Source organism: Rathayibacter sp. VKM Ac-2857 (assembly GCF_013205025.1).
GTDB lineage: Bacteria > Actinomycetota > Actinomycetes > Actinomycetales > Microbacteriaceae > Rathayibacter.
In genome coordinates this window covers 1089693-1108557 of the sequence record NZ_JABMLE010000002.1, presented here as the reverse complement: position 1 = coordinate 1108557, position 18865 = coordinate 1089693, and the positions used below count along the sequence as shown (strand labels likewise).

Here is an 18865-nt window from a genome sequence, read left to right as displayed (position 1 = left end):
CTCTGCCCCCTGGGTCTCCACCGCGAGACCGCCCACCGCGAATCCCCGACGAAGAGGAACAATCGTGAACAGAAGACTGACGGCCGTCGCCGCAGCAGCCGCCGCCGTGGCCCTCGCCCTCACCGGATGCTCATCCGGCAGTGGCGGCGGCGCGTCCGACGACCCGAACGCCGAAGCGACCTTCTGGTCCTTCACCGGCATCAACGCCAAGGACAGCGTCGACGAGTACCTCGCCAAGATGCCCGACGCGAAGATCAAGCTCTCCGAGGTCGGCAGCACCACCGAGACCGCGACCGCCCTCACCGCGGCGCTCGCCGGCGGCAAGGTGCCCGACCTGGTCATGATCCAGAACGACGACCTGCCCCAGTTCGTCGCCAACAGCTCGAACTTCCTCGACCTGCGCACCCTCGGCGGCGACGACGTGGCCTCCGCCTACCTCCCGTGGGCCGCCTCCGCGGCGACCGCCGACGACGGCTCCGTCGTGGGCGTGCCCACCGACGTCGGCGGACTCGGCTTCGCCTACCGCGCCGACCTCTTCGAGGCCGCCGGCCTGCCGACCGACCCGGCCGAGGTCGCCGAGATGTGGAAGGACTGGCCGTCCTTCATCGCCATGGGCGAGAAGTACACCGAGGCCACCGGCAAGCCGTTCATCGACAACATCGAGACCAGCGTCTTCTTCTCGACCGTCAACCAGGTCTCCGAGAAGTACTACTCGCCCGACGGCGAGCTCGTCTACGACACCAACCCGCAGGTGAAGGACGCGTTCCAGGTCGCCGTGGACACCAAGGACGCGGGCATCAGCGCCGGCATCGCCGCCTGGTCCTCGGGCTGGGCCCCCGGCCGCGCCAACGGCGCCTTCGCCGTGACCATCGCGCCGTCGTGGATCCTCGCCGGAATCAAGACCGACGCCCCCGACACCGCGGGCGACTGGCGCGTCACGAGCGTCCCCGGCGTCGGCGGCAACTGGGGCGGCAGCGTCATCGCCATCCCGGCCCGCGCCGAGCACCCCGAGGCCGCCTGGCAGTACATCGAGACGATGATGTCCGCCGAGGGCCAGACCGACCACTTCGCGGCCTCGGGCACCCTGCCCGCCGCCACCGAGGCGGTCGCGAGCGACGAGGTCCGCAACTACACCGACCCGTTCTTCGGCGACTCGAAGATCGGCGAGGTCATGGCCACCTCGGTCGAGCAGTTCCCCTCCTTCTACAACGGTCCTGACACGACGCCGATCAACGGCGCCCTGCTGAACACCCTCGTCGAGCTGGAGGCGGGCAACGTCACCTCCGACAAGGCGTGGACGACGGCCCTCGACACGGCCAAGCAGGCCATCGGCGGCTGATCGCCCCACCCACCCGAGCGGCCCGGCGCCTCGTGCGCCGGGCCGCCCCTTCGACGGAGGTAACCCACGTGTCAACGGCGACAGCCATACGTCCCCCCAAGCAGCGCAAGCAGCCCAGTGTCCCGGTCCAGAAGGCCGCGAAGATCCGCAACTCCCTCTCGGAGCGGATCGCCCCCTACGCGTACGTCGCGCCCTTCTTCCTCATCTTCATCGTCTTCGGGCTCTTCCCGCTGCTCTTCACGTTCTACGTCTCGCTCTTCGACTGGAACCCGATCGGCGAGCAGACCTTCGTCGGCCTCGCGAACTTCCAGCAGCTCTTCGCGGACAGCCGGTTCTGGAACGCCCTGGTCAACACCTTCGGCATCTTCATCATCTCGACGGTGCCGCAGCTGCTCTTCGCGCTCTTCCTGGCGCACCTGCTCAACCACGCGCGACTGCGCTGGGCGAACTTCTGGCGCATGGCGCTGCTGGTGCCCTACATCACCTCCGTCGCGGCGACCGCGATCGTCTTCGCGCAGATCTTCGACAAGAACTTCGGCCTGATCAACTGGTTCCTCGGCATCTTCGGACTGCCCTCGATCAACTTCCTGGCCACCAACTACGGCTCCTGGATCGTCATCTCGACGATGGTCTTCTGGCGCTGGTTCGGCTACAACACGCTCCTCTATCTGGCGGGGCTCCAGTCGCTCCCGCGCGAGATGTTCGAGGCCGCCTCGGTCGACGGCGCCTCGAGCTGGCAGCAGTTCCGCCACCTCACCATCCCGGCGCTGCGCCCGATCATCGTCTTCACCGTGATCATGTCGACCATCGGCGGTCTGCAGATCTTCACCGAGGCGCTCCTGGTGGCTCCCGAATCGGGCCTCACCTGCGGGGCCGGCCGGCAGTGCCAGACGCTCGCGCTGTTCCTCTACGAGCAGGGCTTCGGCCAGTTCAAGTTCGGCTACGGCTCCGCCATCGGCGTCGTGCTGTTCGTGATCGTCGTGGTCGTCTCGCTGATCAACTTCTACCTGTCCACCCGCACCCGGAAGGCGGCCGTCTGATGTCCGATGTGATCGATCAGGCCCTGCCGCAGGCCCGCGCCGTGGCCACCGGCACCACTCCGAAGGTGCTCCCGAAGCGCCGCGGCAAGGGCGGCGGAGTCGGCTGGCCGACGTACGTCTTCCTCGTCGTCGCCGTGCTCGTCTCGGTGTTCCCTCTCTATTACATGTTCGTCATCGCGTCGGTCGGAGCGACCGCCGTCACGTCGATCCCGCCGCGCCTGTACCCGGGCACGAACTTCTTCGCGATCGCGGAGAAGGTGTTCGACACCGTGCCGTTCGTCGCGTCGCTGTTCAACTCGCTGATCGTCTCGCTGAGCATCGCGGTCCTCTCCGCGATCCTCTGCGCGATGGCCGGCTTCGCCTTCGCGAAGCTGCAGTTCCCGGGCCGCAACGTGCTGTTCCTGATCGTGCTGCTGACCATGACGGTGCCGGCGCAGCTGAGCATCATCCCGCAGTACCTGATCGTCTCGGCCCTCGACTGGGTCGACACCCTGCAGGCGATCATCGTCCCGGGTCTGGCCAGCGCCTTCGGCATCTTCTGGATGCGCCAGCACATGTCCACCACGGTCAGCGACGAGCTGATCCAGGCGGCCCGCATCGACGGCGCCAACTCCTGGCAGCTGTTCTGGCGCATCGCCTTCCCGGTGGTCCGCCCGGCGGCGTTCGTGCTCGGACTGATCACCTTCACGGCGGTCTGGAACGACTTCATGTGGCCGTTCATCGTGCTGAAGTCGCCGGAGCTGTTCACGGTGCAGATCGCGCTGAAGCAGCTGCAGGCCAACCGCTCGATCGACGTCGCGCTGGCGATGGGCGGCTCGTTCATGGCCACGCTGCCGCTGCTGATCGCGTTCTTCTTCGTCGGCCGCCGCATGGTGTCCGGGATCATGGACGGGGCGTTCAAGGGCTGATGCGCGACGCCTCCACCACGCTCGTCCCCTCCGACCGGGCCGGCGAGCCCCGCGACGACCGGAGCGGCGAGAGCGGCGGCACGGCCGGCGAGAGCGTCGAGCACGGCGGCTGGCGGGACCGCTCGCTCTCCGCGGGCGAGCGGGCCCGCCTCCTCACCGCCGAGCTCACGCTCGAGGAGAAGGCGGCCCAGCTCGGCTCCGTCTGGCTCACCGACTCCGCCGACGACTTCGCGCCGAAGCTCGAGGGCGGACCCGAGACCGCGGCGGATCCGTTCGCCGGCGGTCTCGGCCAGCTCACCCGCGTCTTCGGCACCGAGCCCGTCTCGGTGCCGGAGGGGGTGCGCCGGCTGCGCGAGCTGCAGGAGCGGGTCGTCGGCTCGCAGCGCCTGGGCATCCCGGCGATCGCGCACGAGGAGTGCCTGACCGGGCTCGCCGCGTACGGCGCGACCGCCTTCCCGACGCCGCTCGCCTGGGCGGCCACCTTCGACGAGGACCTCGTCGGCGAGATGGCGGAGGCGATCGGCTCCGACATGCGCGCCCTCGGCATCCACCAGGGGCTCGCGCCCGTGGTCGACGTGGTGAAGGACTACCGCTGGGGCCGTGTGGAGGAGACTCTCGGCGAGGACCCGTACCTGGTCTCGCAGCTCGGCACGGCGTACGTGGCCGGGCTCGAGTCGACCGGCGTCATCGCGACGCTCAAGCACTTCGCCGGCTACGCGGCCTCCCGCGGCGCCCGCAACCACGCTCCCGTCAGCATGGGGCCGCGCGAGATCGCGGACACCGTGCTGCCGCCGTTCGAGGCCGCGCTGCGGCACGGCGGCGCGCGCAGCGTGATGACCTCGTACACCGACATCGACGGCGTGCCCAGCAGCGCGAGCCGGCACCTGCTGACCACGATCCTGCGCGAGAAGTGGGGCTTCGAGGGGACGGTCGTGGCCGACTACTGGGCCGTGCCGTTCCTCCAGGCGATGCACCACGTCGCGGTCGACACCGCCGACGCGGGGCGGCTGGCGATCCGCGCCGGCGTGGACGTCGAGCTGCCGCAGACCGCGGCCTACGGCGAGCTGCCGCGGCTCATCCGCGAGGGCGTCGTCGACGAGCGCGACCTCGACCGCTCGGTCGAGCGGCACCTGCGGCACAAGTTCGAGGCCGGGCTGCTCGACGGCGGGCCGCTCGTGCCCGAGGGGGCCGAGTCGGTGGACCTCGACAGCGCGCGCAACCGGGCGATCTCGCTCCGGATCGCGGAGGAGTCGGTCGTGCTGCTGCGCGACGACGACGTGACCGGGCTGCTCGCCGCGGGCACGGTCGCCGTGGTCGGCCCGGCGGCGGACCAGTTCCGCAGCCTCGTCGGCTGCTACGCCTTCCCGAACCACGTGCTCTCGAAGCACCCGGGGCACGACCTCGGGATCGCGATCCCGACCGTGCTGAGCGCCCTGCGCGCCGAGCTCGGCGAGGAGCGGGTGCGCTTCGCGGCCGGCGGGTCGATCACCTCCGCGGACACCTCCTCGATCGCCGAAGCCGTCGCGACGGCGCGCTCGAGCGACGCGGCCGTGGTCGTCGTCGGCGACGTGGCCGGGCTGTTCGGCGACGGCACCTCGGGCGAGGGCTGCGACGCCGCCGACCTGCGGCTGCCGGGTGCGCAGGACGAGCTGGTCGCGGCGGTGCTCGCGACCGGCGTGCCGACCGTGCTCGTCGTGCTCTCGGGCCGGCCCTACGCGCTCGGCGCCTACGGAGCGGCGCGCGGGATCGTGCAGGCGTTCTTCCCCGGGGCGGACGGGGCGGCCGCGGTCGCCGGCGTGCTCTCGGGGCGGGTCTCGCCGACCGGGCGCCTGCCCGTGCAGATCCCGCGGCTCCCGTCGGCGTCGACGACCTACCTGCAGCCGTCGCTCGGGCTGTCGAATCCGGGCATCACGGCGCTCGACAACACGCCGCTGCACCCGTTCGGCTTCGGGCTGACGCGGGGCGCGATCACCTACGAGGCGCTGACGGCGCCGGCCGCGCTGGCGGTGGACGGGGCGCTCGATGCCGCGGTGACCATCCGCAACAGCGGGGAGGACTCCGTCGAGGTGGTGCAGCTGTACGCCGCGTACCCGACCGCGCCCGTGGTGCGGCCGGCCGTGCAGCTGCTCGGCTACGCGCGCGTGCCGATCGCCGCGGGGGAGTCGCTGACCGTGCACTTCCGCGTCGAGGCGGCGCGGCTCGCGGCGACCGGCGAGGACGGCGCGCTCAGCGTGGACCCGGGCCCGCTGCGCCTGATCGCCGGGCCGTCCGCGGCCGCCGCCGCGCAGACCGCCGACGTCGCGCTGACGGGCGCGCGCCGCGTGCTCGCCGAGCGCGCCCTCCGCACCCCGTGGTCGGTGACCCGGGGCTGACCCGCCCCCCCCACCATGCTGGTCGAGTAGCCGCGCAGCGGCGTATCGAGACCCACCGTCCCCAGTAGGACGGGCCTGCAGACTCGCCTTCTGACGCCGGTGGATCTCGATACGCCCGCTCCGCGGGCTACTCGATCAGCATGGGGCGGAGCGGCGCCTCCTTCCTGTCCTTCATGCTGGTCGAGTAGCCGCGCAGCGGCGTATCGAGACCCACGTCCCCGGCGACGGCGGATCTCGATACGCGCCCGTCGAGCGCTACTCGATCAGCAGGAGGCGGGTCCGCAAGGGGCCTGCGCGCCGCGCCCCGCGCGCCTACCGTGAACAGCAGCACCCCCGGCGCGAGGACGCGCGCGGGGCCGGACTTCTCGAGGAGAGACATGCCTGCACTGACCGACACCTTCACCCTGTCCAACGGGGTCGAGATCCCGAAGATCGGCTTCGGCACCTGGCAGATCGAGGACGGCGCCGACGCCTACGACGCGGTGACCACAGCGCTCGAGGCCGGCTACCGCCACATCGACACCGCCCGCGGCTACGGCAACGAGGCGAGCGTCGGCCGGGCCCTGCGAGACAGCGGGATCCCGCGTGACGAGGTCTTCATCACCACGAAGCTGCCCGCCGAGGTCAAGGACCACGCCGGTGCGAAGGACAGCTTCGAGACGACGATGGCGGCGCTCGAGCTCGAGCACGTCGACCTGTACCTGATCCACGCGCCGTGGCCGTGGTCGGACATGGGCTCGGACCACCGCGACGGCAACATCGCGGCCTGGAAGGCGATGGAGGAGATCTACGACTCCGGCCGCGCCCGCGCCATCGGCGTCTCCAACTTCTCGGTCGACGACCTGGAGTCGCTGATCGCGGCGACCGACGTGAAGCCGCACGCGAACCAGATCCGCTGGTTCGTCGGCAACACCCAGGACGAGACGACCGACTACTGCCGCACCAACGGCATCCTCGTCGAGGGCTACTCGCCGCTGGCGACCGGCGGCCTGCTGGAGAACTCCGACCTCGCCGACATCGCGAAGGCGAACGGCGTCTCCGTGGCGCAGCTCTGCATCCGCTACCTCCTCGAGAAGGACGTGCTGCCGCTGCCGAAGTCGACGACCCCCTCGCGCATCCGCGAGAACGCCCAGGTCGACTTCGACCTCTCCGCCGACGACGTCGCCCGCCTCGACGCCCTCACCGACACGGAGTCCTGACCCGCCCCCAGAACGCGAAAGTTGCGGTAGTCGCGCTCGACTACCGCAACTTCTGCGCACTCGCGGCAGCACGCCGGTCGAGCGGCCGCGCAGCGGCCCCGCATGCCGGCCGAGCAGCCGCGCAGCGGCTCCCGCATGCTGGTCGACTATCCGCACAACGGCTCCCTTTTCGCTGGTCGAGTAGCCGCGGAGCGGACCCGCATGCTGGTCGAGTAGTCGCGGAGCGGCCCCCCATGCTGGTCGAGTAGCCGCGGAGCGGCGTATCGAGACCCACCCTCCCGGTGACGCCGGATCTCGATACGCGCCCTGCGGGCGCTACTCGATCAGCCTGATGCGCCGGCGCTGGTCGGTTGCGTTCGAGGAGGTGCGGAGCGGTGCCCCTCTTTGCTGGTCGAGTAGCCGCGGAGCGGCGTATCGAGACCCACGTGTTCGAAGTCGCCCGACGTCGATCCTCGCCAAGATCACTTGTGCTTGTTCGAAGCGGTGACGCCGTCGTCATCACGAGCGGAGTCTCGGTACTCGAGGGAGACGGCGATACCGAGCTCGTGCATGATGCGGAACAGTCTTCGCGCGTAGAGCGTCGGCTGCCCGGTCTCCAGGTTCACGACGTATTCGCGCGACAGGCCGATTCGCTCTGCGAGCTCGGTCTGGCTCAGGCCGGACTCCTCGCGAACAGCGCGGACGATCGAGGCGAGATCGCTCGCCTTGCGAGCCTTGATGGTCGGCACGGCTCCTCCTGAGGTCTCGAGTGCGAGTCGTGTCGCACTTCAGCTGTGGGTATTTCCTCACAATACGCTTCTGTGAGGAAAAGTGCACAGTCGGGCTCTGTGTGGAAATCCTCACACCGTGGTTGAGCGAGGACTTTCCGGCGTGAGGTCGCACTCGATCCGTGCCCTTCGGGTGCTGGTCGAATCATCGGGGAGTGCGCGCGAGCTGCCATGGAGGTCGTGGAGCCGCGCAGCGGCGCCCTGCTCCTGCTGATGGAACAGCCGCGGAGCGGCCCCTCACGCCGGCCGAGCAGCCGCGCAGCGGCTCCCTTGTTGCTGGTCGAGTAGCCGCGGAGCGGCGTATCGAGACCCGGCGTCTCGGTGACGGTGGATCTCGATACGCGCCCTGCGGTCGCTACTCGATCAGCATGGGCAGCGCCGCGCCCCGCTTCTCCCGAGAACGAGGAGTGGGCGGGCGGGCCGGCGGGTCAGGCGAAGCGGAGCAGGTGGGCGCCGTGGGGCTCGAGGGTCAGGGCGACGGCGCCGTCGGCGACGGGGAGGGGCTCGCCCGTCCAGACGTCGACGGGGGTGCCGGTGCAGCCGAGGTCGGCGAGGTGCGCGGAGTACTCGCGCGGGGCGTCGCCGAGCCAGAAGACGCCGCGCCACTGCACGTCGCCCTGCCAGGCGCTCCAGACGACGAGGTCGCCGTCGCGGACGATCTCGCGGCTGCCCTCGCTGGACAGCAGTGCGAGGACGTCGTCGTCCTCAGCAGCGCGAGCGTCTCGGGCGGGGTGTCCGGCAGGTGCCCGCCCATCATCAGCGGCGACCGCAGCAGGCACCAGAGCGTCACCAGCGTGCGCTGCTCGGCGGGGGTGAACCGCGAGAGGCGGTCCTCGCCCACGTGCGCCCGCACTCCGATCCGGCCGAGCGGCAGCATGTCGGCGTCGGCCCAGGCACCGGGGCGCTGGTGCGGCGCCCAGCGCGCGGCGCGCTGGAACTGCTCCTGCAGGTGCCCCCAGTCGTCCCAGAAGTCGTCCGAGATCCGCCACATCTGCGCGGTGTCGCGCAGCAGGTCCAGGTTCTCCAGCGAGAGCTGCTTGCCCGGCGAGAGGCTCAGCACCATCGGCCGGCCGGTCGCGTCGATCGCGCGGGAGAGCGCGGCGATCTCGTCGGCCTGGATCGGCGGGTAGAGGACGTCGTCGAGCTTGACGAAGTCGACGCCCCACGAGGCCAGCTGCGCCATCACCGAGTCGTAGTACTGCTGCGCGCCCGGCACCGTCATGTCGACGCCGTAGTTGTCCGGGTTCCAGGGGCAGACGTTGCCGCGGTCGGCGATGTCGGCGCAGGTCGCGTCGGAGCCGAGCACCGGCAGCCCGAGCTCGGCCGCCCGGCGGGGCACGCCGCGCATCAGGTGCACGCCGAAGCGCAGCCCGAGGGCGTGCACGCGCGCGGCCAGCGCGGTGAAGCCTCCGGTCGCAGCGGAGGGGAAGCGCCCCACCGCGGGCTGCGGCCGACCCCAGTCGTCAAGGACCGGCTCCGACACCTCCTGGTAGTCGCTCGTGCCGGGGTCCGGCTCGTACCACTGGATGTCGACGACGACCGTGTCCCAGCCGTGCGGCAGCAGGTGCTCGGCGAGGTACTCGGCGTTGGCGAGCACCTCGTCCTCGGTGACGGAGGAGCCGAAGCAGTCCCAGCTGTTCCAGCCCATCGGCGGGCGGCGGGCGGCCTCGGTGCGTGCGGCGATCATGCCTTCGACCCTGCCACGTCCGACCCTGCCACGAGCGAGCCCGCCGCCTCCCCGGCCAGCTCCAGCGACACCGTCGCGAAGGAGTGCGGCGGCAGCGTCACCCGCAGCCCCGTCGCCGTGGTCTCCAGCCCCTCGAGCGCGATCGGGCTGACCGCGTCGGCGTCGCCCGGCCGGTTGTGCGCCTGGGGCGAGTCGGCGGTGAGGAGCCGCCCCGTCGCTCCGGTCACGGCACCGCCGCGGAAGGACAGCTCGATCTCCAGCGGCTCGTCCAGGTCGACGTTGGTCATCGAGACCAGCACGCGCCCGTCCTTCACCGAGGCGGAGGCGGAGGCCAGCGCGATCTCGCGCCCGTCGACCGCGTGGGTCGGCCCGGCGACCGTGGTCGGCAGCACCGTCGCGTCCTGGTGCCCCTTGTTCATCTCGAACACGTGGTACGTGGGGGTGCGCACCATCTCGCCGCCGTCGGGGTCGGTCAGCAGCATCGCCTGCAGCACGTTGACGGTCTGCGCGATGTTCGCCATCGAGAGCCGGTCGGCGAAGGCGTGGAAGACGTCGAAGTGGATCCCGGCGACCATCGCGTCGCGGATGGTGTTCTGCTGGAAGAGGAAGCCCGGGTGCGTGCCCGGCTCCACGTCCCACCAGGTGCCCCACTCGTCGAGCACCATCCCGTACTTCTTCTCGGGGTCGTGCACGTCCATCACGGCGGCGTGCGAGCGCAGCAGCTCCTCGATGCCCTGCGCGGCGACGATGGTGCTCCAGTAGGTGTCCGCGTCGAAGTCGGTGGCGCTGCCCTTCGCGTGCCAGCTGCCGCCGATCGTGTAGTAGTGCACCGAGACCGACTCCCACGGCACGGAGGAGAAGGGGTGCCCCTCGATCTCGGGGATCACCTCCATCAGGGTCTGCGTCCAGTGCGTGTCCGCGCCGTCGGCGCCGGCCGCGATGCGGTGCAGCGGCACGTCGTTGCCGCTCTGCACGAAGGTGCCGAACTGGCGGGCGAGGTCGGCGTAGGCGCCGGCGCGCATGTTGCCGCCGCAGCCCCAGGTCTCGTTGCCCAGGCCCCAGTAGCGGACGGTCCACGGCTCCTCGCGGCCGTGCGAGCGGCGGAGGTCCGCCATCGGCGACTTCCCGGAGCCGGTGAGGTACTCGACCCAGTCCGCCATCTCCTGCACGGTGCCGGAGCCGATGTTGCCGGAGATGTAGGCGTCGGCGCCGAGCAGCTCGCAGAGCGCCATGAACTCGTGGGTGCCGAAGGAGTTGTCCTCGGCGACCCCGCCCCACTGGGTGTTGATCAGGCCGGGGCGCTCCTCGCGCGGGCCGATGCCGTTGGTCCAGTGGTAGCGGTCGGCGAAGCAGCCGCCGGGCCAGCGGAGGTTGGGGATGTCGAGGGCGCGCAGGGCCTCGACGACGTCCAGGCGGATCCCGCCGGCGTTCGGGACGGGCGAGTCCTCGCCGACCCAGAAGCCGTCGTAGATGCAGCGGCCGAGGTGCTCGGCGAAGTGGCCGTAGACGTGCTTGCTGATGGTGGCGCCGGGCCGGTCGAGGTCGACGGTGACGGTGGTGTTCACGGGGTGCTCCAGGGTGGTGGCGGGCGAGTCGGCAGTGGTCGGGGCGGCGGCGCTCACGTGGCGGTGCTCACGCGTCGACGCGGACGAGCCGCAGGACGATCGCGCGGTCGGCGTGGAAGGTCGGCAGGTCCAGGCCCGCCTCGCCCAGCAGGCTCCCCGAGTAGGCGGGGGCCGGGGCGTCGGAGTCGAGCGGCACGGTCGCCTCCAGCCAGCGCGGGCTCTGCCAGGGCGGGCCGAGCGAGCCGGGGCGCGCGGCCTCGACGCGGTAGCGGGCCCGCGGGTCCAGGCCCGGGAGGCGGACGCGGCGGCGCGAGTCCGCCGTCAGTGACGGCGTGACCAAGGTGTAGAGCGCCTCGGAGCCGTCGGTCGCGACGACACCGCGCAGCGACGGTGCGTCGGGGTCGGAGTCGCCACTGCCGACGACCCGCCCGGTGGCGATGAGCCCGCGGTGCTCGCGGTACGCCGCGATCCAGCCGGCCAGCACCGGTTCCTCCTCGGCGTCCAGCTCGCGGAGGTCCCACTCGATGCCGAAGTGGCCGAGGAAGGCGATCGCGCAGCGGGTGTGCAGGTCGCTGGTGCGGCCGGTGACGGAGTTGACCGGCGAGGCGACGTGCGAGCCGAGCATCTCCGGCGGCACGAGCAGCCCGGTCCAGCGCAGCATCCTGGAGCGGTCCAGCGGGTCCTGGTTGTCGGAGGTGTGCACGCGGTCGGTGCGCTCGAGGATCCCGAGGTCGACGCGGCCGCCGCCGGAGGCGCAGCTCTCGATCTCGAGCTCCGGGTGCCGCTCGCGCAGCTCGTCGATCAGCCGGTAGAGCGCGAGCGTCTGCTCGTGCACGGCGGCTGTGCCGGTGGCGGGGTGCCCGGCGTCGATCAGATCGCGGTTGTGGTCCCACTTCAGGTACGCGACGCCGAGGTCGGCGACCAGCCCGTCGAGCACGCCGAGGAGGTGCGCGAACGCGTCCGGATTGGTCAGGTCGAGTACCTGCTGGAAGCGGAACTGCGGCGGCAGCTCCTCCCGGGCGCGCAGGATCCAGTCGGGGTGCGCGCGGGCGAGGTCGGAGTCCTCGTTGATCATCTCGGGCTCGACCCAGAGGCCGAACTCCATGCCCCGGCCGCGGACGTGCTCGGCCAGGGGGAGGAGGCCGTCCGGCCAGGAGACGGGGTCGGGCGTCCAGTCGCCGAGGCCCGCGCGGTCGTCGCTGCGGCCGAGGAACCAGCCGTCGTCGAGCACGTAGCGCTCGACCCCGAGGGCGGCGGCGCGGTCGGCGAGCTCGGCGAGGGTCGCGAAGTCCTGCTCGAAGTAGACCGCCTCCCAGACGTTGAGGGTGACCGGGCGCGGGCGGAGCGAGGAGCGGGAGCGCCCGCGGAGGTGGGCGTGGAAGCGGGCCGCCGCGGCGTCGAGGCCGTGGCCGAAGCTGCCGGAGATCCAGGGGGAGGAGTAGCTCTCGCCGCTCGCGAGGCGGACCTCGCCGGGCAGGAGCAGCTCGCCGCCGCGGAAGGCGAGCCAGCCGTCGCCGCGCTCGACGGCGTGCTCGTGGTTGCCGCCGATGCCGACGTGGCAGAGCCAGACCCGGCCGTCGGCCGCGTCGAAGCCGGGGGTGCCGATCGCGACGACCGTCGTCGCGTCCAGGCCCGTGCGGCCGCGCCGCGAGGAGCGCGAGTGGCTGCCGGTGACGACGGGGTGGCGCTGCGGGATCTTCTCGGTGCCCCAGCGGCCGGAGAAGTCCAGGATCTCGCGGGCCTCGGTGGGGATCCGGAGGGCGGGGTCGACGCCGATCACCTCGAGGCTCCCGGCGCCGTCGTTGCGGACGGAGACGCGGGTCCGGAGGAGGCCGGCGGGCGAGAGAACGATCTCCAGGACGACCCCGATTCCGGCCTGCGCGTCCTGCGCCTCGACCGTCACGGCGGCGCTCCCGGGCTGCACGACGGCGCCCTCCGCGAGGGCCTCGCCGTCCACCGAGACGGCGTCCACGGTGAGCCGCGGCGACCAGCCGGCGCCCTCGCGGTGCACCCGGAGACCGGGCAGGCCGGCCCAGCCGAAGGTGTGCGCGGGAAGGATCCCGGGCTCGTAGGGCACGTCCGAACCGCCGTCCATCCCCGTCCTCTCGGGGGTTCTTGCGAAACCGGCGAGGTCGTCGTCGCTCGCGTCGATCCGCGGACCCCAGTGCAGCAGCACGGGCAGGTCGCCTCCCGACTGAGTGAGGAGGGCGGACACGTCATCGGCGACGAGATGGATCACTCTCGGGGATTGCATGATGACATTCCTACCGTCGATCCTGGTCTGAGTACAGTGAGAGATCGATCTCGACCACCGCCTCCCTCCGCCGGGCGCCGGTCCGCACACCCCACCCACTCGACGACGAGGAGCACCCATGCCGCTGACCCACCCGGCCCCGCACGAGACCCGCCTGGAGCGCGGGGTGCTCGACGCCCGGCGGCGGCTCAACCGCGACTACCTGCTCTCGCTGACCGACGAGGGGCTGCTGCAGAACTTCCGCATCGAGGCCGGGATCGGCGACCAGGGCTGGCACCTGCACCCGTCCCAGGAGTCGCGCGAGGCCCGCGGTCTCGACCGGCACTGGGGCTGGGAGACGCCCGGCTCGCAGCTGCGCGGCCACTTCCTCGGCCACTGGCTCTCGGCCGCGGCGCGCGAGGTCGCGGTCACCGGCGACCCGCTGCTCCGCGTCCGGATCGACTCCGTGCTCGACGGCCTCGAGCGCTGCCAGGAGGAGAACGGCGGCGGCTGGATCTGGGCGATCCCGCGCGGCTACCTCGACCGCCTCGCGACCGGTCGCCCGATCTGGGCGCCGCAGTACGCGATGCACAAGCTGCTGATGGGCCTGGTCGACCTGCACCTCGACCTCGGCGACGAGCGGGCGCTCCGGATGGCCCGGGACGCGACGACCCCGCTGCTGGAGTGGGTCCGCGGCTTCGACGACGACGCGTTCCAGGAGATCCTCGAGGTCGAGACCGGCGGCATGCTCGAGGTCTGGGCCGACCTCCTCGCGATCACCGGCGACCCCGTCTACGCCGAGCTGCTCGAGCGCTACGACCGCTGCTCGCTCTTCGAGGGTCTGCTCGAGGGCCGCGACGTGCTGACCAACATGCACGCCAACACCACGATCCCCGAGGTGCTCGGCGCCGCCCGCGCCCACGAGGTCACCGGCGACGAGCGCTGGCGGCGGATCGTCGAGGCCTACTGGGAGCAGGCGGTCGTCCTCCGCGGCACCTTCTGCACCGGCGGCCAGACCTCGGGCGAGATCTGGACGCCGCCGTTCGAGTTCGCCGCCCGCCGCGGCGAGAAGACGCAGGAGCACTGCACGGTCTACAACATGATCCGGCTGGCCGATGTGCTGCTGCGCTGGACCGGCGACCTCGCCTACGCCGACTACATCGAGCGGAACCTCTGGAACGGCCTGCTCGCCCAGCAGAACCCGAGGACCGGGATGGTCGCCTACTTCCTCCCGCTGGAGGGCGGCGCACGCAAGGACTGGGGCAGCCCGACCGAGGACTTCTGGTGCTGCCACGGCACGCTGGTGCAGGCGCACACCCGCCACTCCGGTCTCGTCTTCTACCGCGGTGGCGACGCCGAGCTGACGATCGCGCAGCACGTCGACGCGAGTGTCTGCGTGGCGACCGCGGCGGGCGAGGTGGCCGTGCGGGTCGAGGTGCTCGACAACGCCGGCTACGTCGGGCCCGATGCGAACGCGGGGGAGGCGGGCGACGCGCACCGGCCCTCCGCCTCGCGGATCCGGGTCTCGGTGGAGTCGGCGGAGGGGGTCGCGCTGGAGGTGCGGATCCGGGTGCCGGAGTGGACCGTCGGCGAGCCGGGCGTCGCGGGCGACAGCGCACACGTCGAGCGCCTCGACGGCGAGCTCCTGCTGACGCACCCCGGCGGCCGCACCGTCGTCGACCTCGCCTTCGGCACGGAGATCCGCGCGGTGCCGATCCCGGACGAGCCCGGCACCGTCGCGTTCGTCGAGGGGCCGGTCGTGCTGGCCGGCCTCGTCGACCGCGAGGTGAGCCTCCGCGGCCGCCTCGAGGACGCCCCCGCCCTGCTCGCCCCCGACAACGAGCGGCAGTGGACCCAGTGGCTCCGCGGCTACCGCACCCTCGGCCAGCCCGCCGCCATCCGCTTCCGGCCTCTGCACGAGGTCGTCGACGAACCCTTCTCGCTCTACTTCCCGGTCTCGGCCGGGAGCTGATGGACAGGACCCCCTCCGTGACCTGCGCTCCGCGCTCATGACCGCCTCCACCACCGCCGCTTCCGCCACCCGGGCGATGCCCCGCGGCCGGCTGCTGCTGCCGATCTTCGCGATGCTGGTCGGCTTCGGGCCGCTCACCATCGACCTGGTGCTGCCCTTCCTGCCGACGCTGCAGGACGACCTCGGCGTCTCGGTCGCGACCGCCCAGCTGGTGGTCACCGGCGCGACCTTCGGCTTCGCGGCCGGCCAGCTGATCTCCGGTCCGCTCAGCGACGCGGTCGGCCGCAAGTGGCCGCTCGGCGTCTCGGCGGCGCTGCACATCGCGGCGAGCCTCGTCGCGGCGCTGACCTCGGACACGGCGGTGCTGCTCTCGGCCCGCTTCGTCCAGGGCGCCGCCTGCACCGCGGCCGGAGTGGTCGTCACCGCGATCGTCCGCGACCTCTACAGCGGCAAGCGGCTCGTGACGATGCTCGCGAACCTCGCCGTGATCGTCTCGGTCTTCCCGATCCTGGTGCCCTCCGTCGGCGCGCAGCTGACCAAGGTGATCGACTGGCGCGGCTCCTTCCTCGCGGTCGCCGCCTGGGGAGCGCTCGCCACCGTCATCGCGCTGCTGGTGCTGCCCGAGACGCTGCCCCGCGAGCGGCGGCACCAGGGCGGACTCGGACCGTCGCTGCGGAACTCGTTCGGGATGCTGAGGCGGCCACGGGTGCTGGCGCTCGCCGCCGCCTCGGCCGCCGGCTGGTCGGTCGGCTTCGCCTACCTCGCGACCGCGCCGTTCCTCTACACCAACGTCTACGCGGTCGGGCCGGACCTCTACGGGCTGCTGTTCCTGGTCACCTCGCTCGTCACGATCGCGGTCGGGCAGACGACGGGCCGGGTGATCGTGCCGCGGTTCGGGCCCCGGTTCGCGATGTTCGCGTCGGCGATCGTGACGGGTGTCGGCGCCGTGGTGGTCGCGGTGCTCGCCCTCAGCGGCACGCAGCCGCTGCTGGTGGTCGTCGGCGCGCTGACCTTCGCGCTCGCGGGCCGCTCGCTCGGCTTCGCTCCGGTGCAGTACCTGTCGCTCCAGGGCCCGTCGAGCGAGGCGGGCAGCGTCACGGCGATCCTCGGCACGGTCAGCTTCACGGCGGCCGGCCTGGTGATGCCGGTGATGGGCGCGTGGGCCGAGATCTCGCTGATCCCGTTCGCGATCCTGCTGCTCGTCGCGGCGCTCGTCGAGGGCGGGGTGGCGCTGCTGTTCCGGCCGGGCTCGCGGCGGTTCGATCCGGGCGCGCGGCGGCTCGAGGACGAGCCGGGGCCGGCCGACGCGCCCGCACCCGACCTCCGCACGCACGACGAGAAGCACTGACATGACCCTCCAGGAAGGAACCACCGTGGAACTCCGCTCCGGCGACTACACCCTGCGCGCCCGCGCTGGCGGCCTCGAGGTGCTCATCGGCGAGCACGTCCTCTACGCCAACGACCGCCCGCTGCGCGTCACCGTCAAGACCGTCACCGCGATCAGCGAGTACTCCGGCGCGCCCTACGACGACGTCTCGATCGCGGACGGCGCGCTCACCGCGACCGGCACGATCACCGTGCGCTCGGGCTCGTCCTTCGCCGTCACCGACGTCTGGCGCGTCGTCGGCTCCGGCTTCTCCGTGCACCGCGAGGTCGAGGTGCTCGCGGCCGGCGGCGACCTCGGCTTCTCGACGGCGATCTCGCTCGGGCTGACCGGGTCCGACGATCTGCGCGACTACGAGTGCTTCGCGCCCGGCGCCTGGTACCGCGACAACGCCTTCGGCCCGGCCGACGCGATGGGCCGCGACCCCGGCAGCGAGTACTTCTGGCGCACCGAGACCCACTACGCGCTGCCGCTGTTCGCCGCGCAGAGCCTCGCCACCGGCGAGACCGTGGCGCTCTCGCGCTGGGCGGCCGACGTCACGCTGCCGCGCCTGGACGTGGTCCGCTCGGAGAACTTCACCGACCCGGACTGCACCGTCGGCTCGATCGGCCTGAGCCGCCCGCAGGGCACGACGCTGAACTACCTCTACTACGGCTTCGGCGTGCGGACGCCGCTCGACGAGGAGCCGGCCGGCCTCTCGATCGACTACGTCTACCCCGGCGCCGACGGCGAGCGCCCGGTCGACAACCCCTACTCCGGCCTGGACTACGACGCGGCGCCGAAAGCGCTGACGCGGGTGAACCACCCGGTCGAGGTCGGCTTCCGCCAGCACTACGCCGTGGCCGTCGACCTCGGCCGCCACGACGACTTCGCGTCGATGATGCGCGCCACCTGGCGCAGCGCCTACGCCCGCCTCCGCGACGACCTGTTCGAAGTCGACAACGAGCGGCACTTCCACCACGGCATGGCGATCCTGCAGCGGCTCACCCGCCGCTACGGCGACGCCTGGGGCCTCCCGTTCGCCTGCCAGCTGCCGGACCTCGACGTCTCGAGCGTCTCGTTCCAGTTCGGCTTCGTCGGGCAGCAGCCCGGGATCGGCTACCAGCTGCTGCGCTACGGCGACCGCGAGGGCGTGCCCGAGGCGTTCGAGCAGGGGGTCGGCATCGTCGACTTCTGGGCGCGGACGGCGCTGCCCGAGTCGGGCCCGCCGCGGATGTGCTTCAACCCCTCCCTCGGCGGCTTCGAGCCGTACCCGCACTACCTGCGGATGCTCGCCGACGGCGTGGAGGCGATCCTCGACGCCTACCTGCACCTGCGCGGCCTCGGCGACGAGCGCGCGACCTGGCTCGAGTTCTGCCGGCGGACCGCCGACTGGCTGCTCGAGGTGCATGACGAGGACGGCAGCTTCCACCGCGCCTACAACGCCGACGGCTCGGTGCGGATGGACTCGCGCTCGAACACTCCGAGCGTCATCCGCTTCCTCGTGCAGCTGCACCTGGTGACGGGCGAGGCGCGCTACCGCGAGTCCGCGGTGCGCGCCGGCGAGTGGTCGTTCGCGAACATCCACCGCACCCTGGAGTACCGCGGCGGCACCTGCGACAACGCCGACATCCAGGACAAGGAGGCGGGCATCTACGGCCTGTTCGGCTTCCTCGCGCTCTACGACCTGACCGAGGAGCACCGCTGGCTGGAGGGCGCCGTCCGCGCCGCCGACTACACGGAGACCTGGACCTACGCCTGGTCCTTCCCGGTGGTCGCGCCCTGGGCGCATCCGTTCAACCGCTACTCGATCAGCGGTCAGAGCATCATCACCCTCGGCGGCGGGGCGGATGTGTACATGGCGGCCTGCTCCTACAGCTACTACCGGCTGTCCCTGATCACCGGTGACGACCACTACCGCGACGTCGCGGAGTTCCTGCACCGCAACACCCGGCAGTCCACCGACGTCGACGGCAGCGTCGGCTACGCGATGCCCGGCCTCGGCCACGAGAGCGGCGACTTCGCGAGCCAGACGCTGCGCAGCCACCACCACTGGCTGCCCTGGTGCACCTTCGTCGAGGTCGACCCGTCCTCCCGCCTGCGCGACACCTTCGGCGTCTACGAGATCGCCGACGCCCAGCGCCTGCCCCCGGCCGTGCTGGCGGCCCGCAACCGCATCTACGACCGCTACGGGCGGCGGGGCGCCTGACGGCGGGCGGCGTGCGGCGGCGCCTCCGGCTCGCAGCTTCGGTGCACCTCCGGCTCGCGAAACCGCCTCCGGCTCGCTGGAACCGGCCGTTTCCGCGTGCCGAGGCGCGTTCCACGTGCCGGAGGTCACCCCGGCCGACCTCCGGCTCGCGGTTCCGCGTCCGGCTCGCTGGCTTCGGCGGTTTCAGCGTGCCGAAGCGTGGTCCACGTGC

General features: G+C 71.9%; 13 protein-coding genes. 8 read left to right on the top strand and 5 right to left on the bottom strand.

Going from position 1 to position 18865, the window contains the following annotated elements:
* The first annotated feature begins 64 nt into the window (after positions 1 to 64).
* The 4 genes from HQQ86_RS12245 to HQQ86_RS12230 all read left to right on the top strand — a co-directional run bounded on the left by HQQ86_RS12245 (position 65) and on the right by HQQ86_RS12230 (position 5659).
* Positions 65 to 1339 carry an extracellular solute-binding protein gene (locus HQQ86_RS12245; protein ID WP_173288388.1) on the top strand — a complete coding sequence of 425 codons (1275 nt, stop codon included), beginning with the start codon at positions 65 to 67 and terminating at the stop codon, positions 1337 to 1339.
* A gap of 68 nt (positions 1340 to 1407) precedes the next feature.
* Complete coding sequence (locus HQQ86_RS21300) at positions 1408 to 2379, top strand: carbohydrate ABC transporter permease (RefSeq protein ID WP_367948633.1); 972 nt, start codon at positions 1408 to 1410, stop codon at positions 2377 to 2379.
* Positions 2379 to 3287, top strand: a complete 909-nt coding sequence (locus HQQ86_RS12235) for a carbohydrate ABC transporter permease (protein WP_173288384.1) — start codon at positions 2379 to 2381, stop codon at positions 3285 to 3287. The genes HQQ86_RS21300 and HQQ86_RS12235 overlap by 1 nt, the downstream gene beginning before the upstream one ends.
* Positions 3287 to 5659, top strand: coding sequence for a glycoside hydrolase family 3 N-terminal domain-containing protein (locus HQQ86_RS12230; RefSeq protein WP_173288382.1), 2373 nt, complete (start codon positions 3287 to 3289; stop codon positions 5657 to 5659). The genes HQQ86_RS12235 and HQQ86_RS12230 overlap by 1 nt, the downstream gene beginning before the upstream one ends.
* A 127-nt stretch (positions 5660 to 5786) precedes the next feature.
* Here the strand turns inward: HQQ86_RS12230 and HQQ86_RS12225 are convergent, their stop codons facing one another.
* Entirely contained in the window at positions 5787 to 6038 is a 252-nt protein-coding gene (locus HQQ86_RS12225; protein WP_173288380.1) for a hypothetical protein, read from the bottom strand.
* On the opposite strand from HQQ86_RS12225, the gene HQQ86_RS12220 reads away from it, so the two are divergent.
* Entirely contained in the window at positions 6037 to 6858 is an 822-nt protein-coding gene (locus tag HQQ86_RS12220) for an aldo/keto reductase (RefSeq protein ID WP_173288379.1), read from the top strand. The genes HQQ86_RS12225 and HQQ86_RS12220 overlap by 2 nt on opposite strands.
* A gap of 461 nt (positions 6859 to 7319) precedes the next feature.
* On the opposite strand, the gene HQQ86_RS12215 is transcribed toward HQQ86_RS12220, so the two are convergent.
* From HQQ86_RS12215 to HQQ86_RS12200, 4 genes are all read right to left on the bottom strand, one after another.
* Complete coding sequence (locus HQQ86_RS12215; protein WP_173288377.1) at positions 7320 to 7586, bottom strand: helix-turn-helix transcriptional regulator; 267 nt, start codon at positions 7584 to 7586, stop codon at positions 7320 to 7322.
* A 508-nt stretch (positions 7587 to 8094) separates the two neighbouring features.
* Positions 8095 to 9312: a glycoside hydrolase family 27 protein gene (locus tag HQQ86_RS12210; RefSeq protein WP_254071996.1), complete on the bottom strand. Its 1218-nt coding sequence runs from the start codon at positions 9310 to 9312 to the stop codon at positions 8095 to 8097.
* Positions 9309 to 10877, bottom strand: coding sequence for an alpha-L-arabinofuranosidase C-terminal domain-containing protein (locus tag HQQ86_RS12205; protein WP_173288804.1), 1569 nt, complete (start codon positions 10875 to 10877; stop codon positions 9309 to 9311). Before HQQ86_RS12205 ends, HQQ86_RS12210 begins: the two co-directional genes overlap by 4 nt.
* Before the next feature lie 67 nt (positions 10878 to 10944).
* Positions 10945 to 13131 (bottom strand): alpha-galactosidase, encoded by a 2187-nt coding sequence (locus HQQ86_RS12200; RefSeq protein ID WP_173288375.1) that lies wholly within the window; start codon positions 13129 to 13131, stop codon positions 10945 to 10947.
* Between the two features lie 118 nt (positions 13132 to 13249).
* Between HQQ86_RS12200 and HQQ86_RS12195 the strand changes: the two genes are divergently transcribed.
* The 3 genes from HQQ86_RS12195 to HQQ86_RS12185 are packed head-to-tail and all read left to right on the top strand — an operon-like array spanning position 13250 to position 18654.
* The gene (locus HQQ86_RS12195) at positions 13250 to 15082 is read left to right on the top strand and encodes a beta-L-arabinofuranosidase domain-containing protein (protein WP_173288373.1); all 1833 of its coding nucleotides are present in this window, start codon (positions 13250 to 13252) and stop codon (positions 15080 to 15082) included.
* Between the two features lie 37 nt (positions 15083 to 15119).
* Positions 15120 to 16430, top strand: coding sequence for an MFS transporter (locus tag HQQ86_RS12190; RefSeq protein ID WP_173288371.1), 1311 nt, complete (start codon positions 15120 to 15122; stop codon positions 16428 to 16430).
* A 1-nt stretch (position 16431) separates the two neighbouring features.
* Positions 16432 to 18654, top strand: coding sequence for a hypothetical protein (locus HQQ86_RS12185; protein WP_216845339.1), 2223 nt, complete (start codon positions 16432 to 16434; stop codon positions 18652 to 18654).
* The last annotated feature ends 211 nt before the right edge of the window (positions 18655 to 18865 follow it).

Coding starts and splice junctions, on each gene's coding strand:
- HQQ86_RS12235 (WP_173288384.1), top strand. CDS start 2,379: ATGTCCGATGTGATCGATCAGGCCCTGCCGCAGGCCCGCGCCGTGGCC.
- HQQ86_RS12230 (WP_173288382.1), top strand. CDS start 3,287: ATGCGCGACGCCTCCACCACGCTCGTCCCCTCCGACCGGGCCGGCGAG.
- HQQ86_RS12220 (WP_173288379.1), top strand. CDS start 6,037: ATGCCTGCACTGACCGACACCTTCACCCTGTCCAACGGGGTCGAGATC.
- HQQ86_RS12225 (WP_173288380.1), bottom strand. CDS start 6,038: ATGTCTCTCCTCGAGAAGTCCGGCCCCGCGCGCGTCCTCGCGCCGGGG.
- HQQ86_RS12210 (WP_254071996.1), bottom strand. CDS start 9,312: ATGATCGCCGCACGCACCGAGGCCGCCCGCCGCCCGCCGATGGGCTGG.
- HQQ86_RS12200 (WP_173288375.1), bottom strand. CDS start 13,131: ATGCAATCCCCGAGAGTGATCCATCTCGTCGCCGATGACGTGTCCGCC.
- HQQ86_RS12195 (WP_173288373.1), top strand. CDS start 13,250: ATGCCGCTGACCCACCCGGCCCCGCACGAGACCCGCCTGGAGCGCGGG.
- HQQ86_RS12190 (WP_173288371.1), top strand. CDS start 15,120: ATGACCGCCTCCACCACCGCCGCTTCCGCCACCCGGGCGATGCCCCGC.
- HQQ86_RS12185 (WP_216845339.1), top strand. CDS start 16,432: ATGACCCTCCAGGAAGGAACCACCGTGGAACTCCGCTCCGGCGACTAC.